Genomic DNA, 18139 nt, shown 5'->3' on the forward strand with positions numbered 1-18139 from the left:
CTCGCTTCTCTCTTGTTTCTTGGTTCTTTTGTCTCAAATCTCATCCGCCACAGCGGACAGGCGTCTCATGTCTCACATCTATCCTTTCACCTCAAATTCCCAGGTTCAAGCTTACTGATCGTTACCTCGCTGACCCGGCTGATGGCGTTTAACCTGAAAATGGCTTTGAGGGGTTCACCTGATTTGTCTTTATTGATGCATGAGGGGCCCGGTTCCAAAAAATAAATAAAGAATGATTGGCTACGATCGGCCAACTCCACTTTGTCAGGTCTTCCGAAAGTTTTGATCAAAGCCTGATTGTCTTTTCCCAAAAGGTCATTTTTTATCGCTCTAAAATCTTCCAAATCGTCCATTCTAAGACCTAAACATCCGTTCCGGTCATTTTTCCAATTTTCAAGATCAATATTTGCCAATTCAACTTTTCTTGAACAAGAAAACAACTGAATTACAATAATCAGTAATCCAATGGCCTTTAATGGATTTTTATACATTCTGGGGAGTTTTGTTGACAGCAGTCTGGAATTTTTTTACTGTGCCCGTATTAAACCAAAGCCAAATGTAGGACACAAATGCATAAGCGGATAGTATAATCATGGATATATTTTCCGGTAACAAACCGATGAGAACAAACCATATAGCAGTTGTAAAAACCGCCACACGTACGATCTCCTGCAAATGATACCATTTGTTTTGCTCAAAAATTCCTGAGAAACTTACTGTGGTCCAAATAATCAAAAATGATAACCCGACTTTGGTGGCTGCATCAATTTTATCCAGATTGAAAAGGAAAAAAGCAGTCAATCCCATTAGCACCACGTATTGGAAGAAAACATAATAATTCAAAGGTTGGGGAACCACTGTATCAAATTTTCTATGATCAGGCCCGACATCTTTTACAGATCTATATCCTCCAAGATCTTCAGGCAGCCATCCCGGTTTATTGATCAAATACCTCATTTTATCCTTCCAATTTTTGATCATGGACATTTCCTGTTTCATATTGGCATAATGGGCAATATTAACCCACACAGGGTTCCAACTGTTGACAGGAGTGGTGATACCATAGGTTGGTCTTTCTTCCTCCTCCTGAAATGTCCCAAACCATTTGTCAAAAATGATAAATGTTCCCCCATGGTTTTTATCAATGTATTTTGGGTTTCTTCCATGATGCACCCTGTGATGTGAGGGGGTGTTCATGAATTTTTCCAGAAAGCCCATTTTTCCGATTACTTCTGTATGTATCCAAAACTGGTACAGAAGGTTCAGTCCTGAAACCAATACAAGGAATATGGGGTCAAAACCGATAAATGCCAGTGGAAGGTAAAACATAAAGGTCCAGATGGTCTGGGTAGAACTTTGCCTTAAAGCGACTGATAGGTTGTATTCTTCAGAGGAATGGTGAACTACATGACCACCCCAAAAAAGATTGACCTCATGACTTTTCCTATGTGCCCAATAGTAACAGAAATCATACAAAAAGAACAGGATAAAGAAAGTCCAAATGTTATTGGGGATCTGGAAAAAAGCGAATTTTTCAAAGAGAAAAGTATAAACCCCTATGGAGAGAACTTTAAGAAATACTCCTGTTACCTGCGAAATTACCCCACAATTGATATTGGTAATCGCATCATTCAGTCTGTAACTCGGGTTTTTCTGGAATCTCAAAACAAGCAATTCTATCCCCATCAGGATAAAATACATCGGAATGGCAATGACGACCGGACTCAAATTCATCTTACAATCAGCTAATTGGGTTTTAACATTTGAAAGCTATGGATAAAAACCAAAAAAGGAAAAAAACAGTTTCAGAAATGCTAGGCATTAATTTTTATATTAGCGCCCAAAATCAAGTCATCTATGTATTATCGATTCGGAAAAGTATTTCATTTCTTATCAGTCCTCATTTTTATCTTCGTTTTTCTCTACACCTATGCTGCTTTGCCTGACCTAGTGGTCTATGAAATTGACAGTCAGGAAGGATTATCCAAGATTATTTCCAAGAACACTTTTTTCTATGCCGTAATAATTCTGTTTGTAGTATTAAATATAATTCTAATTACTCCAGGTAAACTAATTGAAAATCAAAGCACTAAAAATCTTAGTAAGATTTTTCCTGTCGGTGATGTTTATAGGGATTATATATTGACATGGATTTACAGCTTTGTTGGGATCATAAATATTTCACTTAGCATCTTGTGCATATTTGTGCACAGCATCAACAACCAAAATGAAATAAGTTCGGGAGATTTCAACTTTTTCTTTTACTTAATCCCTGTATTTTTTGTAGTTTGGATTGTTGGACTGTTTTGGATTTTGTTCCAAAAATTCAAATCCTTGCAGTCAAATTAATTAGCTATTATACCTTAAATCATTACTTAAATACATGGCAGAAAACGTTCAGTATAACGAGGACAGCATCAAGTCTTTGGATTGGAGAGAACATATCAGGCTGAGGCCGGGGATGTATATTGGGAAACTTGGTGATGGCAGTGCACAAGATGATGGGATATATGTCTTGGTCAAGGAAGTGCTTGACAACAGTATCGATGAACACATGATGGGCTATGGCCGCACGATTGACATCAAAATTTCTGAACATAGAGTAGAAGTGAGGGATTATGGCAGGGGGATTCCTTTGGGTAAAGTGATAGACTGTGTTTCCAAAATCAATACAGGCGGAAAATATGACTCAGGAGCTTTCCAGAAATCAGTAGGACTAAACGGTGTGGGTACCAAAGCTGTCAATGCCCTTTCTGATTTTTTTAAGGTTCAATCTTATAGGGACGGTGAGACCAAAGTTGCGGAATTCGAAAAAGGGATTTTGAAGGATGATAGAAAAGTTGAAAAATCCTCTGAAAGAAACGGCACAAAAATCATTTTCACCCCGGATGCTTCCGTATTCAAAAACTATCATTTCATACCAGAATACCTGGAAAACCAAATCTGGAATTATGCCTTCCTCAATTCAGGACTGACTATTAATTATAATGGAAAGAAGTTTTTCTCAGAAAGAGGCTTGTATGACCTTTTAATGCGGAAAGTGGATGAAGACAGTACCCGTTACCCCATCATTCATCTCAAAGGGACTGATATAGAAATGTCCATGACCCATAGCAACCAATACGGGGAAGAATACTATTCCTTTGTCAACGGTCAGTTTACCACTCAGGGGGGAACTCATTTGGCAGCCTTCAGGGAAGCGATTGTCAAAACGATCAGGGAATTTTATAAAAAGGATTATGATGCTTCGGATATCCGCCAAAGTGTGGTTGCGGCCATTGCTGTACGTGTCCAGGAACCTGTTTTCGAATCCCAGACCAAAACCAAATTGGGTTCGCAAAGTATCGGGCCTGATGGTCCGACACTGAGAACCTTTGTCAATGATTTTGTCAAAACTGCACTCGACAATTACCTGCACAAAAATCCCGCAACCGCAGATGCCTTGCTCAAACGCATACTGCAATCAGAAAGAGAAAGGAAGGAAATCTCAGGAATCAAAAAATTGGCCAACGAAAGGGCCAAAAAAGCCAATCTTCATAATAAGAAACTCCGTGATTGCAGGGTACATTATGATGACCCCAAAGCCAATGAAGAAGCGAGGAATCAGACCATGCTTTTTCTTACTGAAGGTGATTCAGCCTCAGGTTCCATCACCAAATCAAGGGATGTGCAGACCCAGGCAGTTTTTTCTCTAAGAGGAAAACCCCTGAACTGCTACGGCATGACCAAAAAGGTGGTCTATGAAAATGAGGAATTTAACCTGCTACAGCATGCCCTGAATATCGAGGATGGAATTGAAAATCTACGGTACAGAAAAATAGTGATTGCCACGGATGCTGATGTGGATGGGATGCATATCCGCTTGCTGATTATGACTTACTTTCTTCAGTTTTTCCCTGATTTGGTAAAAAACGGTCACCTGTTTATTTTGGATACCCCGCTCTTCAGGGTAAGGAATAAAAAAGAGACCATCTACTGCTACACAGACGAAGAACGGCAACGGGCCATACACAAACTCGGTAAAACTGCCGAAATCACCCGATTCAAAGGTTTGGGTGAAATTTCACCTGGAGAATTCGGTAAGTTCATTGGCGAGGAGATACGCTTAGATCCCATTATTCTTAGGAAGGAAACCAAAATTGCGGACCTGTTAAGTTTCTATATGGGAAAAAACACACCCGACCGTCAGGTTTTTATTATTGACAACCTTAAAATAGAAAAGGATATCGTCCACGATGACCCAAGCGTCAACCAAGCTGTGGCTGAGGAGGAAAGTGAGGCAGCATAAGACCTTTGAAAGCAGACCTTTGAGGTTTTTTTCAAACCTCGAAGGTCTTTAACTTTAAAGATGATTAAAACCTCGAAGCAAAGAGAGACCTGTCAGGTTTTAAAAACCTGACAGGTCTAATACACCCAATTGCGAGGAAAGTAGTCTGATCGATGAATTGATTTGTATTTCACAAATAGTGAAATTTTTACCATTATTTCACTTTAAATGAAATTATATGATTACTTCCTATTAAAGAATTTGATCAGCGAAGGCATGATAACTAACCTAGTTTAAATTTGGTAAAGCATGACAAAAATTCCTTTCATCGGACTTCCCAACTTCCAACTATTTCCAAGAACAAACCTTAATTGCAAGAAAGGGGATAACCAAATAACATCAACATTAAATGAGCGAAAATAACAATACCCCGGAAGAAAATGATGAAAGCCTGCACGAATCTCTCCCGGTAACGGGAATGTACAAAGATTGGTTTTTGGATTATGCTTCCTATGTGATTTTGGAAAGGGCAGTACCTGCCATTGAGGATGGTCTGAAACCCGTGCAGCGCAGGATTCTTCATGCCATGAAAGAAATGGATGATGGCCGCTTCAATAAAGTGGCCAATATCATCGGTCAATCCATGCAATACCATCCGCATGGAGACGCCTCCATAGGTGATGCCATAGTAAACCTCGGACAAAAAGAATTGTTGATAGAGACCCAAGGCAATTGGGGGGATATCCGAACCGGTGACGGTGCGGCTGCTTCACGTTATATTGAAGCAAGACTTTCTAAATTTGCCTTAGAGGTGGTCTTCAATCCACAGACTACAGAATGGCAGTTGTCCTATGATGGCAGGAAAAGGGAACCCATTACTTTACCGGTCAAATTCCCATTATTGCTTGCCCAAGGCGTAGAGGGAATTGCTGTGGGATTATCCACAAAAATCCTTCCCCACAACTTCATTGAACTTATAGAAGGCTCGATTCAAATACTGAAAGGAGAGAGGCCTTATCTCTTGCCGGATTTCCCCACAGGAGGACTTGCCGATTTTTCGGAGTACAATGAAGGCCAAAGAGGTGGACGTGTCAAGGTTCGGGCAAGGATTGAGGAAGAGGATAATAAAACACTGTTGATCAAAGATATACCTTACGGAACAACTACCAATTCTTTGATTGAATCCATCATCAAAGCCAATGACAAAGGCAAGATCAAAATCAAAAAGGTGGTAGACAATACCGCCAAGGATGTAGAGATACAGATTCAATTGGCACCGGGACAATCCCCGGATATGACCATAGATGCACTTTATGCATTTACGGACTGCGAAGTCAGCATTTCACCAAACGCCTGTGTGATTATTCAGGATAAGCCTGTCTTCCTTTCTGTCAATGATATCCTGCAATACAATACCAAGCAGACCAAAGAACTTCTCAAAAGAGAACTTGAAATCCGCAAAGGAGAACTGATGGAAAAACTCCTTTTCTCTTCCCTGGAAAAGATCTTTATTGAAAACAGAATATACAGGGATATTGAGGAGTGCGAAACGTGGGAAGCTGTAATCCAGACGATAGACAAAGGTTTGGAGCCTTTCAAGCCTGAATTTTACAGGGAAATTACTACAGAAGACATTGTCCGGCTGACAGAAATCAAAATCAAAAGAATCTCCAAGTTTGATGCATTCAAGGCTGATGAACTGATGCGTAGGCTTCAGGAAGAACTGAAAGAGGTCAATTACAATCTGAAGCACCTGACAGATTATTCCATCAAATATTATCAGAATCTTTTGGATAAATATGGCAAAGGTCGGGAACGGAAAACCGAAATCAGGGCATTTGATACCATAGAAGCGACTGTAGTGGCTGCAAATAATGCCAAACTGTATGTAAACAGGGCTGATGGATTTGTGGGTTACGGATTAAAGAAAGACGAATTTGTCTGCGACTGTTCTGATTTGGATGACATCATTGTGATTCGTAAGGATGGTGTTTGCGTAGTGACCAGAATCCAGGAAAAGGGCTTTGTGGGCAAAGACATCCTGCATGTGGCGGTGTTTCGGAAAGGCGATGAGAGGATGGTTTACAACCTGATTTATCTCGATGGAGGGTCAGGAAAAGCCATGGTGAAAAGGTTCCAGGTTTTGGCAGTCACCCGGGACCGGGAATATGACCTGACCAAGGGCACAAAAGGTTCCAAAACACTTTACCTGACAGCCAATCCAAATGGAGAAGCAGAGATTGTCACTGTTTACCTAACACAGGGTGCCAAAGCCCGGATAAAGGTATTTGATTTTGATTTCAGCACCATTGAAATCAAGGGAAGAAATGCAGGGGGAAATATTTTGACCAGGTATCCGGTCCGAAAGATTCAATTGAAGATGGAAGGGGTTTCCACGCTAGGTGGACTTGATATATATTTTGACCCATCTATTGGAAGACTCAATACAGATCAAAGAGGTAAAAAGATCGGGAATTTTCTGGGTGAGGACAGGATCGTGGTTTTCTATAAGAACGGAGATTATGAACTGACCACTTTTGAATTGACCAACCGCTATGAAGCGGGTAATGTACAATTGATTGAGAAATTTGACCCTGAGAAAGTCTTTTCAGCCATTTATTATGATGGAGCGGGCAAGACTTTCTTTGTAAAACGTTTTCTGATCGAAACGACGTCTGTCAACAAGAAATTCAACATTATCTCAGACCATAAGCAATCCTACCTGAAACTTGTTTCTTCCGAAAAACAGCCACAAGTTAAAGTCTTGTTGCAAAAAGGCAAGGAAAAAGAAGAACAGGAATATGATTTGGATATGCTGATTGATGTCAAAGGTTGGAAAGCCATCGGGAATAAACTCTCCTCTCATCAAATCATCGAAATCAATCTCATTCAAGCAGAACCTGAAAATACCGAGGAAGAATCCACAACTTCTGAAGGAGATTCCCCCGATACAGATGAAGACTTAGAAATAGGCTCTACTGTAGAATTCAAGATCAAAAAAGAAGATGAGGATAAGGATAAAGATCAGTTGGGATTGTTTTAGGTTTTCTTGGTTTGAAATACAATGGAAATATATTTGAAATAAAATAGAAATATTATTGAAATAGTAAACGCTGAGTAGATATTGAGACCGAAAACGATTCGGGATAGGAGTGAAGCGAAGTTTCTGAGATCCATGCGTACTTCCGTCTTCGGTCTTCCGTCTTCCATCCCAAACATCGATCCTCCCATCACAACAAAATCAACCTCCATGCCCCTCGAAATCCTCCTCCGATATGTCCACTTCATCAGCATTTTTGCCATAGTGGGTTCGCTCGTAGCTGAACATTTGTTATTGAAGAAGACCTTGACACGGGCAGAAATCAAACGCTTGGCCAAAGTAGATGGGGTTTATGGTTTGGCGGTTTTGGTGCTTTTGGCGGCAGGGTTGACCCTTTGGCTTGGGGGCTATGGTAAGCCGACGGAGTTTTACAGTATTAATCCGGTATTCCACACCAAATTGGCCTTGATTGTCATCCTAGGTCTATTATCCATTTATCCGACAGTCTATTTTATCAAAAACCGAAAAGGAGATCCCAATGAAATCCTTACCGTCCCAAAATCGATTTTCTGGATGTTGCGCTTTGAGCTGCTGTTATTGTTGATTATTCCGTTTTTGGCAGGAATGATGGCAAAGGGGATTGGGTTTTAAGGGGATCAAAAATATTTCAGAACCTGAGTATCATTTGTAATTATTTCTAAAGATTTTGACTTCGCTTGGGCAATAATAAGCCTATCAAATGGGTCTTGATGGTGGAAAGGAAGTTTCAAAAGTATTTCTAAATCGTCAAAATCATATTCTATAAGCTTAAAGCCCTTTCCATCCAGAAATTTTTTTAAGTCGTCTAAACTTCCATTTAATTTTAATTTACCGATACTGAGTTTAATCGCAATTTCCCAAATGCTGGCATTGCTCAAAAATATTTGATTTCCTTTATTTTCTATTTTGGATTGAGTCTCACTGTTTATTCTTTTGTCTCCTACAATGTACCACAGCAGAATATGTGTGTCAATAAGGTATTTCATTTTTTGTATTCATTAAATGCGTCCAAAGGCTCATTGAAGTCATCAGCAATATATTCCACCAAATGCTTACCTGAGCCAAAGATTTTGGAATCAGATTTCTCCTTTTTCAAGCTTAATTTTTCCTTCATTTCCAAGATATTATTCAGAGCCTTTTGGTCGTTTAGGCTTGCTATCCAATCAATTAATTCAACTTTTATGGTGTCAATGTTCATATGCCCAAAATTTAAAGCTTTTTTGATTTATATTTTAAATATACAACCATTGTCTTATTTTTCATTGGCTGAATTTGTTTTTAGATTTCCACCAACTTGGCTTTTTCCTAAACATAGGTCTTCTTTTATTTCTGTGCTAACCTTTTTTATCAAAATAGAAAAGAATATCCCATTGAAATGTTTTCCGTTCCAAAATCAATTTTAAGAAGGTTGCGCTTTGAGCTGCTGTTGTTGTTGATTATCCCGTTTTTGGCGGGAATGATGGCAAAGGGGATAGGGTTTTAAGGGGATCAAAAATATTTCAGAACCTGACTAATTCTCAGGAATCCTGTAAACAAATGCATTCACGTTCATACCTGCACCTACTGAGGCAAAAATCAAATTGTCACCTGAAGTGAAATGATATCCATTGAGCTCATTTCTTGCAATCATGTCATACAAGATAGGCACTGTGGCTACTGAGTTATTGCCCATTTTGGAAATGATCATTGGCATGATGCCTTCAGGTTTTTGGGTAACCCCAAAAAGTTTCAAAGTTCGGATTAGAATTGCCTCATCCATTTTGGCATTGGCCTGATGTATGAGTACTTTGCTGATGTCTTTGATATCCAAGCCGGATTTTTCTATGGCCTGCTTCATCAAAACAGGTACAGTGTTCAGGGCATATTCATATAGTTTCCGTCCGTTCATCTTAAGAAATAAGGTATCATCCTTGAAATCGGGATTATAGGAAATATCCATTTTCAATAAATGGGCCTGGGTAAGGGTATCCGTTCTGGTTTTGTGGCAAAGAACTCCTATTGGTTCTTCACTTTCCACTCCTTCCAATACGACAGCTCCCGCACCGTCTGAATAAATCATGCTGTCTATATCATGGGGATCAATGATCCTTGAAAGTGTTTCTGCGCCAATAATCAAAGCTCTTTTTGCATCACCGGATTTGATAAAATAGTCTGCATGGATCACACCCTGTACCCATCCGGGGCAACCAAACGGAAGATCATAAGCCACACAATCAGGGTTCGCTATTTTTAGCAGATGCTTTACCCTAGAAGCAATGGTGGGAAGAATATCCGTTTTTCTGTTATTGTATAATATTTCTCCAAAATTTTGGGCAACGATAATGTAATCTAAAGTTTCAGGATCTATCCCGGAATCCTCAATGGCAGCTTTGGCAGCTATATATGCCATGTCCGAGGTATTTAATTCCGGACTTAAATATCTTCTTTCTTCTATTTCTGTTATCTCCTGGAATTTCTGTATGATCGCACAATTTTCTTTGGGGATTTTTTCACCCTTTTCATTGATAAAATTATTGTTCAAAAAGTCTTGATTCTTTACAATGACATCTGGGAGGTATGAACCAGAACCCTTGATTACGGTGTAAATAGACATATAAGGTGATTTTGAGAGGTGTATTTATTTTGGCACCCAATTAAGTAATAATATTTCAAAAAAGGTATTCTTATTTAAAAAGAAAAGCCCTGAATAATCCAGGGCTTTCCTGAATTTTAAATGTTGGGCTGTGGTGTTGTCCGTAGGTATGGTTTGATTCTGGTATGCCCTTTTGGGAATTTGGCGGGAATGTCTGCATCGGCTACAGAGGGAACAATGACCACATCCTCACCATATTTCCAATCGGCCGGAGTGGCAACTGAATGATAGGCTGTCAATTGCAAAGAATCAATCACACGCAATAATTCTTCAAAATTCCTTCCTGTACTTGCAGGATAAGTAATGATTAATTTGATTTTTTTGTCATTACCGATCACGAAAACTGACCTGACGGTAGCTTTTTCACTTGCATTGGGATGGATCATATCATACAATTCAGCGACTTTCCTGTCTTCATCCGCAATCAGGGGAAAATTGACTGTAGTGTTCTGAGTCTCATTGATATCTTTGATCCATTCCTTATGGTCAGCCAATCCATCCACGCTCAAGGCCAGTACCTTGACATTTCTTTTGTCAAACTCGGATTTTAATTTGGCAACAGCACCGAGTTCGGTTGTGCATACAGGAGTATAATCGGCAGGATGTGAAAATAGGACTCCCCATCCATCTCCCAAATACTCATGAAAATTAATTTTCCCTTCTGTCGTCTCAGCGACAAAGTTTGGAGCAATATCTCCCAATCTTAGTGACATAATGATTTTGGTTTAAAAGTCTATAGAATTTATAGACATGTTACACAATTTCAGTACAATTAGTTTCAATGAGAAGACTATTAATGATATATATTACATCCGGTCTCTTTTTTGGCGTAATCGTTGTATTTAATAATGTTGGGGACTCGCAATGACGCTGATGTAGGTTTAAACATACCTTCCCAAAAATCGGTTTTGATTTAGTTATAAATCCAATACATTTAGCATTATCGTAAATCAAGAAAAACTATGAAGACTTATTACAACCCCGAAGACCTTAAAAAATTTGGAAAGATCGGTGAATTCCAGAAATCCATGGCAGATAAATTCTTCGATTACTATGGAGAAGTTTTCAAAGAAGGTGCATTGACGGCGCGTGAAAAATCGCTGATTGCCCTGGCCGTTGCACATGCCATACAATGCCCATATTGTATAGATGCGTACACAGTTGATACCATGGAAAAAGGCTGTGATGAAGAACAGATGATGGAAGCGGTGCATGTTGCTGCAGCCATTAGAGGCGGAGCCTCATTGGTACATGGGACACAAATGATGAATAAAGTCAAAGAATTGTCCATGTAAGTAATATCTAAGCCAACCTTTTTTTACCAAAAAATCCATGAAGTCTTTAAAAGCGCAGAATCACCCCTTGTCAAACTCCCGGTATGAATTAGAACTGCTGGAATCTCCAGATTCCGGAATCAGTTTTGTCCAAAAATTGGATGAATCCCAATTGTACCCGCTCAAGCCTTTACAAATCGAAACCCTGCAGATAAATATGGGAAAGATGTGTAATCAGGTCTGTCAGCATTGCCATGTGGATGCAGGTCCTGACAGGAAAGAAATCATGACAAGGGAAATTATGGAAGATTGTCTGAGCGTGATTGAAAAGAACAACATCAAATCAGTAGACCTCACAGGGGGGGCACCTGAAATGAATCCTGATTTCAGATGGTTTGTAACTGAAATCAGAAAAATCGGAAAGGATATCAATATCATCGTAAGGTGTAACCTGACTATCATATTGGCCAATCCGAAATTTCATGGCCTGCCTGAATTCTTTAAAACAAACCGGATAGAAGTTGTTTCATCTCTTCCCTATTTCTCGGCCTCTAGAACAGATGCACAAAGAGGGGATGGGGTATTTGAAAAATCAATCAAGGCCTTAAAAATGTTGAATGATATTGGATATGGCATTGAGGGAAGCGATTTGATATTAAACCTTGTTTACAATCCTTCGGGAGCTTTTTTACCGGGAAGTCAGGAAGGTCTTCAAGCTGAGTTTAAAAAGAAATTGGGCAATAATTTCGGGATCAGTTTCAATGCGCTTTTTACCATAACCAATATCCCCATCAGCAGGTTTTTGGATTACCTGATCCGGAGTGGTAATTATGAAGGATATATGGAAAAATTGATCGAATCATATAATCCCACTGCAGCCGCTAATGTAATGTGCCGTTCAACCATTTCGGTTGGTTGGGATGGATACCTGTATGATTGTGATTTCAATCAAATGTTGGATCTCAAGGTGGAAATCCCAAAAAGCCAGCATATCAGCGATTGGGATCAAATACTTTTGAAAAACAGAAATATCGTGGTCAACCAACACTGCTTTGGCTGTACGGCCGGGGCAGGGTCAAGTTGTGGAGGAGCAACTGCTTAGATTTATGAAAAGCAAAAATTCAGAAAATGCCATCATCATTTTTCAGAAAAACCTGGTTTTAGGAAAAGTAAAAACCAGATTGGCAGCTTCGGTTGGCAATCAACAGGCATTGGAAATTTATAGGGATTTGGTGGCCTTTACTTACAGACAGGCTATAGAAGTAAAGAATGCCGATATTTGGGTGTTTTTTTCCGATGCTTTTGAAGAAATCGAAGAAAGTTTTCAAGACCATATCACTGCCAAAATGGTTCAGGAAGGAGCCGACTTGGGGGAAAGAATGCAAAATGCTTTTGCCACCATTTTTGGAATGGGTTATTCCAAAGCATTTTTAATAGGTACTGACTGTCCGGAAATCTCCCCGAAAATATTGGAAACAGCTTTGGATTCCCTGAAAAAGCATGAGGTAGTAATAGGATCTGCCTTGGACGGGGGATATTATCTAATCGGAATGAAAAAGGTCCACCCACAATTATTTTGGCAAATGCCCTGGAGCACTGTAAAAGTCCTACCCACAACTTTGCAAAAAATAAACAATGATAATCTTTCCCACTACCTTTTACCTACCCTTTCGGATATAGATACCGAAGAAGATTGGCTAACCTTCAGAATTTTGATATCATATGAGTAATTATTTATGATGGAGGCGGTTGTTGTTGATTTTAATTGGATATTGCTGAATATTGGTTTGTAAAAGAATTGAGTTTGTATTTAATTCAACCCATGTTTATAATGTATAGACAGTTGTTCAGGTTATCAGTCATTTTTATTCTTATTTTCTTTCTTCATCCATCCTTTGTCAGTGGTCAGGAGGAAGTGAAGTACGACATAAGTGTGGCAGGTATATCCATCGGTGAAATGACAGCGGTCAAAAGGAAGGCAGGACAAAAAACATCCTACGAAGTCAGGAGTGAGGTGAGTTTTTGGTTTTTCGGAAGAATCAACGTGGACTATTTAGTCGAGACTGAATTTCATGGTAAGCAACTGATCTCCTCAGATTCACAATCCAAAACCAACAGGGGTGATTTCAGGACCTTGATACAGTGGGATAAAGACCACTATAAAGTGGATTCCAAAAATTACAAATACGAAAATACGAGCCCAATCCATAAACCCCTACATTTCAGTTCATCGGTTTTTTTCTTTGAGGAACCTGTAAATATCAGTGAATTTATGGCGGACGGTTTTGGATTGGTGTCTCCCATCCAAAAAGTCAAAGATTATTACGAAGTCGATGTCAATGGCAATAAAAACAAGTACTACTATGTCAATGGAGTACTCGAAAAAATAGTGATGTACAGTCCGATCAAAAATTATGTGGTCAAAAGAAAATGATCCCCTGTGAAGCTGAGCATAATCATACCAATATTGAATGAATCAGAGAACCTGAGGGAATTACTTCCATTTTTTTTCAATCATGAAAAGAAGGATGAAATAGAAGTTATAGTCGTGGATGGATGCAGTAAAGATGATTCTGTTGAGACAGCTTTAATAATGGGTGCCAAAGTAGTCAGGTCAGAAATCTGTTCCCGAGCTTGTCAGATGAATATGGGTTCCCGTCAGGCAAAAGGAGATATCCTATATTTTGTGCATGCAGATACAAGAGTGCTCCCCTCGTTTTATGAGGACATTGTTCAGGAAGTGGATAGGGGAGTTCCGGCGGGTTGCTTTGCCTATTCCTTTGATTCAGATAACCGCCTTCTAAGATTAAATTCCTGGTTTACTACGTTTAATGGCTTATTGTCAGGCGGAGGTGATCAAACGTTATTTATCAAAAAAGAAGTATTTGAGGATTTAAAAGGTTTTGATGAATATTATTGCATTATGGAAGATTTTGAATTGGTGAGAAGGCTTAAAAAAAAGTACAGTTTCCATGTCATTCCCAAAAAGATCACTGTCTCTGCCCGGAAATATGAGACCAATTCCTGGCTTCGGGTTCAAGTGGCCAATCTGATTGTTTTCACCCTATTCTTTTTCAATACACCCTCTTCGAAACTTAAAGAATTATATTCAAGACTCTTGATCTACAGGTAAAAAAAAGGACCGCAATACGGTCCTTTTTATATATCATCAATACCTATGAGAAAACTTATTGAAACAAAGGTATCATCCATAAATTTTTAATTGGTTAAGGTAATGTGAAGTTAAGGTCATCTTTTTAATTTGAGAGATATTTTTTATTATTGATATATACCTTGTGATATATAGTTGAAATATGCCTTCGGCGATATAATTTCCCATCATCAAACCTGAATGGCAGAATACAGCGGTAGATGAGGAAATAATTTCAACTTTATATCTATTTTGAGATCTTCTATTTATAGATATAAGCTGCACGATATAAATTGATATATGCCTTCGGCGATATAAATTTTCTTAATCAGCACTGAATTGACAAAATACAGCGTCGGATAAGGTAATTATTTCAACTTTATATCAATCATATCCCGAATCACTTAATTCTCGGGATCTTCGATTCGCTCCGATTTCAACTTTATTTCTATTTAATTCCGAATCTCTTCAGCTCTCCGAAACTCTATTTCTATGCTAAGACTCAAAAAATATCAGTCAATATCAAAAAATATCCACTAATATCTTAAACAATATTTCAACATATTTCAATTTATTTCAAAATATATCCACCAATATCTATTTTTCAATATCTATTTTTTCAACATCTCCACATTCTTCAAAATATCCATTGCAAACAGACTCATTGCCTTCAAACCGGTCTTGATGGTGGGTTCGGGCAGGGGAGCGAAGTAGGGAGAGTGCAGACCGGGTATTTCCAATCCTTCTCTTTCAGCTTTTTCCAAAAACTCGGGGTCTGATGCTCCCAGGTAAAACATCGTGATAGGAATATTCCTCTCCTGTAAACCAAAACGGCTGAAATCTTCCCCAATCATCTGGGCTTGCACTTCTTTGACTTTGTCCGCTCCAATATTGTTTCTAAAGACATCCACCATCTGTCGGGTCAAATCCGCATCATTGATCAAGGCAGGTGTATGGGGATGGCGTATCCAATAGGTGGGCATTTTTTCTTCCGATAATCCTGCTGCCCGGGCATATTGCTCACTGATGCGTTTGATGCTGCTGATCATTTCTTCCCTTACTTCGGGAGAATATGAGCGCAAAGTCAATTGCATCACCACCTCATCCGGTATGATGTTGTGGACAGTTCCACCGTGGATTGACCCAACCGTGATTACGGCAGGATCGGTAGGAGCAATCCTCCTACTTACAATAGTCTGATAAGCCTGTATCATCTGCGCACTCAGGACAATGGGATCAATGCCTTTATGCGGAGCGGCACCATGCGCTCCTTCACCATAGACAGTCACATTCATCATATCCACACCTGCCATCAATGGGCCTGATTTATAACCCAACATACCTGCCGGCAAAAATGGATCATCATGTAGCGCAATGGCATAATCAGGATGGGGAAAGCGTTCGTACAAACCGTCGTTCGTCATGTTCCATGCGCCCATTCCGTTTTCTTCAGCAGGTTGGCCGATCATCAAGAGTGTTCCCCTCCAGGCCTGTTTGTATTCCACCATCATTTTGGCCGTTCCTACAAAAACACTCATGTGAATATCATGCCCACAGGAATGGGTGATAAAGGTTTCCTTTCCATCATTGGAAGTTCCTTTTTTGGTGGATGCATAGGAAAGACCTGTTTTTTCTTCCATAGGCAGGGCATCCATATCTGTCCGTATTAGGAGGACCGGACCGGCGCCGTTTTCCAGTACACCAACCACCCCATAACCGCCAATATTTTCCGTTACCTGATATCCCAAGGATTTCAGTTCTTTGGCTATCCTTGCAGAAGTTTCTTTTTCTTGTAATGACAATTCAGGATTCTGATGTAGCTCTTTGTAGAGTTGATCCAGTTCAGGATAGATTTTGTCAATAAAATTGTCAACAGATTGCGAAAATCCAGACATTGGAAATATGATGATCAGGAGAAAAAGGTAAAGGGAAAACTGGGAAACTCTCATAAACTTCTTGTATTTTACTTTTTCAAATAACGCAAATAATTCACTCATTGTGGCCAATATTGAATTATCGGTTAAAGTAATTCCACAGTTTTTATGCCAATCATAGAAAAATCAACTTATGGTACACCTCCAAGAATGCTCTTTAATGGACATTTTGAAACAATTATTCCAAGCATCTTTAGAAAAGTATTGGGCATTCAATATCAGAGGGAAAAGATTGACACCCCTGATGGGGATTTTTTGGATCTGGATTGGTCAAATGTCGGAAGTGACAAACTCCTGATCATAAGCCATGGCTTAGAGGGAAGTTCTGAAAGACATTATGCAAGAGGATTGGCCAAATTGTTCAATCAAAACGGTTATGATGTATTGGCATGGAATAACCGTACCTGTGGTGGTGAAATGAATCTTCAACCCATTATGTACCATCATGGGGCGAGCTATGATTTAAAAACAGTTATTGATCATGTTGAGAAGTCCAAAACTTATGATTCATATTATCTTGCCGGTATCAGCATGGGAGGAGCACAAACGCTAAAATACTTAGGAGAAAACGGTCTTGACCTGAATTCAAAAATCAAAAAAGCAGCCGTTTATTCTGCCCCCTGCAACTTACCGGATTCTGCGGCTACGCTTAAAGAAAAAAGAAATGCCTTTTACAAAAAACGCTTTCTGGGAAAACTGAAGGCAAAAATGTTCCTGAAAGGACAACAGTTCCCCGGTTTGGTGGATCTGGATTTACTTAAGAGGGTAAAGGAGTTTGATACTTTTGATACCCATTTCACTGCCAAAATCCATGGATTCAAAGACGGGAATGATTTTTACCATTCAGTAAGCGCTGACAATTGGATGAAGGATATTCAGATTCCAACGCTGATCATCAATGCGCTCAATGATCCACTTTTGATAGACAGATGCTATCCTGTGGATTTGGCCAGAAACCACCAATATCTTTTTCTGGAAATGCCGGCAAGGGGAGGGCATACAGGTTTTATGGTCAAGGGGCAGGAGTTTACCTGGGCGGAGTATAGGTTTTTGGAGTTTTTGGGGTAGACGGGAGATATGAGACTTGAGATATGAGACCTCACTAACGGAAGGTCGGCTTGAAAATGACAGATTTTTAGAGGAAGACTGCGATCAGATAAACCTTCCGCAATAAAAAGCGAAATGAACATTTCCTTGTCACTTCGACGTCAGGAGAAGTCTGTTGCCTAAGGATTTACTTTTCTCCTTATTAATTATGTATAATGTTAATCCTTGCTAACATTCGTATCTGTTTTCAAGCCCAATAAAAAAAACGATGGCCCACAGAGCCATCGCTTATTAATAACTATTACCCAATCAATTTTCGGCCTTAGCCGAAAAAGAAATCTTTATATCTATGATTTTTTTTCATGACTGTTTGAATTCAAACGAACACTTCAAATTAAAAATTCTATTGGATTTCTTAAAAGACGTTAAATCAGGCAATAAAAAACCCTCATAATGTTGTGGACTTTCCAAATTTTTTAGAATCATTTGAACTTAATTTTTATTTTTATTGAATTATTTTAATTCAGATTTTAGAAGAAGAATTGGATGGTTTAAATTTTCTTATTGTTTATTACTCAATTGTTTAACAAATGAAAGATTCGCAGTCTAGCATGTATGAGCATTCAGAAGTAAAAGTAAGGTTGCTTAATTTGTACATTCAAAAATACCTGAACATCTTGAGCAGGGCGGCTGGCATTGAAAAAGTCCATCTCTACGATCTGTTTTGTGGGGAAGGAATCTATGAAAATGGAGGA

17 protein-coding genes are annotated in these 18139 nt (G+C 39.1%); 10 read left to right on the forward strand and 7 right to left on the reverse strand.

Features of this window, described 5'->3' with window-relative positions; all coding sequences use genetic code 11:
* Positions 1-86: 86 nt before the first annotated feature.
* Together ACEW8O_RS22275 and ACEW8O_RS22280 are read right to left on the reverse strand one after the other, a co-directional pair.
* Positions 87-491 carry a hypothetical protein gene (locus tag ACEW8O_RS22275; RefSeq protein WP_373496837.1) on the reverse strand — a complete coding sequence of 135 codons (405 nt, stop codon included), beginning with the start codon at positions 489-491 and terminating at the stop codon, positions 87-89.
* On the reverse strand, positions 484-1734 hold the full coding sequence (locus ACEW8O_RS22280) for a sterol desaturase family protein (RefSeq protein WP_373496838.1): 1251 nt from the start codon (positions 1732-1734) through the stop codon (positions 484-486). Before ACEW8O_RS22280 ends, ACEW8O_RS22275 begins: the two co-directional genes overlap by 8 nt.
* A 123-nt stretch (positions 1735-1857) precedes the next feature.
* Here ACEW8O_RS22280 and ACEW8O_RS22285 point away from each other — a divergent pair, with 123 nt between their 5' ends.
* From ACEW8O_RS22285 to ACEW8O_RS22300, 4 genes are all read left to right on the forward strand, one after another.
* Entirely contained in the window at positions 1858-2349 is a 492-nt protein-coding gene (locus tag ACEW8O_RS22285) for a DNA topoisomerase IV (RefSeq protein WP_373496839.1), read from the forward strand.
* 34 nt (positions 2350-2383) lie between these two features.
* Positions 2384-4288 carry a DNA topoisomerase IV subunit B gene (locus ACEW8O_RS22290; RefSeq protein ID WP_373496840.1) on the forward strand — a complete coding sequence of 635 codons (1905 nt, stop codon included), beginning with the start codon at positions 2384-2386 and terminating at the stop codon, positions 4286-4288.
* Positions 4289-4676: 388 nt separating this feature from the next.
* Complete coding sequence (locus ACEW8O_RS22295) at positions 4677-7310, forward strand: DNA gyrase/topoisomerase IV subunit A (protein ID WP_373496841.1); 2634 nt, start codon at positions 4677-4679, stop codon at positions 7308-7310.
* A gap of 207 nt (positions 7311-7517) precedes the next feature.
* Positions 7518-7958, forward strand: coding sequence for a DUF2214 family protein (locus ACEW8O_RS22300; RefSeq protein ID WP_373496842.1), 441 nt, complete (start codon positions 7518-7520; stop codon positions 7956-7958).
* Between the two features lie 5 nt (positions 7959-7963).
* On the opposite strand, the gene ACEW8O_RS22305 is transcribed toward ACEW8O_RS22300, so the two are convergent.
* The 4 genes from ACEW8O_RS22305 to ACEW8O_RS22320 all read right to left on the reverse strand — a co-directional run bounded on the left by ACEW8O_RS22305 (position 7964) and on the right by ACEW8O_RS22320 (position 10691).
* Positions 7964-8332, reverse strand: a complete 369-nt coding sequence (locus ACEW8O_RS22305) for a type II toxin-antitoxin system VapC family toxin (RefSeq protein WP_373496843.1) — start codon at positions 8330-8332, stop codon at positions 7964-7966.
* Entirely contained in the window at positions 8329-8544 is a 216-nt protein-coding gene (locus ACEW8O_RS22310) for a hypothetical protein (protein ID WP_373496844.1), read from the reverse strand. The genes ACEW8O_RS22305 and ACEW8O_RS22310 overlap by 4 nt, the downstream gene beginning before the upstream one ends.
* 312 nt (positions 8545-8856) lie before the next feature.
* Positions 8857-9939 (reverse strand): 3-oxoacyl-ACP synthase III family protein, encoded by a 1083-nt coding sequence (locus tag ACEW8O_RS22315; RefSeq protein WP_373496845.1) that lies wholly within the window; start codon positions 9937-9939, stop codon positions 8857-8859.
* A gap of 116 nt (positions 9940-10055) precedes the next feature.
* Positions 10056-10691 (reverse strand): peroxiredoxin, encoded by a 636-nt coding sequence (locus ACEW8O_RS22320; RefSeq protein ID WP_373496846.1) that lies wholly within the window; start codon positions 10689-10691, stop codon positions 10056-10058.
* A gap of 249 nt (positions 10692-10940) precedes the next feature.
* On the opposite strand from ACEW8O_RS22320, the gene ACEW8O_RS22325 reads away from it, so the two are divergent.
* From ACEW8O_RS22325 to ACEW8O_RS22345, 5 genes are all read left to right on the forward strand, one after another.
* Positions 10941-11273 (forward strand): arsenosugar biosynthesis-associated peroxidase-like protein, encoded by a 333-nt coding sequence (locus tag ACEW8O_RS22325; protein ID WP_373496847.1) that lies wholly within the window; start codon positions 10941-10943, stop codon positions 11271-11273.
* Between the two features lie 37 nt (positions 11274-11310).
* Complete coding sequence (arsS, locus tag ACEW8O_RS22330) at positions 11311-12354, forward strand: arsenosugar biosynthesis radical SAM (seleno)protein ArsS (protein ID WP_373496848.1); 1044 nt, start codon at positions 11311-11313, stop codon at positions 12352-12354.
* 4 nt (positions 12355-12358) lie between these two features.
* Positions 12359-12982, forward strand: a complete 624-nt coding sequence (locus tag ACEW8O_RS22335) for a TIGR04282 family arsenosugar biosynthesis glycosyltransferase (RefSeq protein WP_373496849.1) — start codon at positions 12359-12361, stop codon at positions 12980-12982.
* 101 nt (positions 12983-13083) lie between these two features.
* Positions 13084-13686, forward strand: coding sequence for a DUF6134 family protein (locus ACEW8O_RS22340; RefSeq protein ID WP_373496850.1), 603 nt, complete (start codon positions 13084-13086; stop codon positions 13684-13686).
* Between the two features lie 6 nt (positions 13687-13692).
* Entirely contained in the window at positions 13693-14385 is a 693-nt protein-coding gene (locus ACEW8O_RS22345; protein WP_373496851.1) for a TIGR04283 family arsenosugar biosynthesis glycosyltransferase, read from the forward strand.
* A gap of 629 nt (positions 14386-15014) precedes the next feature.
* Here the strand turns inward: ACEW8O_RS22345 and ACEW8O_RS22350 are convergent.
* The gene (locus ACEW8O_RS22350; protein WP_373496852.1) at positions 15015-16400 is read right to left on the reverse strand and encodes an amidohydrolase; all 1386 of its coding nucleotides are present in this window, start codon (positions 16398-16400) and stop codon (positions 15015-15017) included.
* Between the two features lie 45 nt (positions 16401-16445).
* On the opposite strand from ACEW8O_RS22350, the gene ACEW8O_RS22355 reads away from it, so the two are divergent.
* A complete protein-coding gene (locus ACEW8O_RS22355; protein ID WP_373496853.1) occupies positions 16446-17405 on the forward strand; it encodes a YheT family hydrolase in 960 nt (319 codons plus the stop codon).
* The last annotated feature ends 734 nt before the right edge of the window (positions 17406-18139 follow it).

The organism is Aquiflexum sp., from assembly GCF_041749095.1.
GTDB lineage: Bacteria > Bacteroidota > Bacteroidia > Cytophagales > Cyclobacteriaceae > Aquiflexum.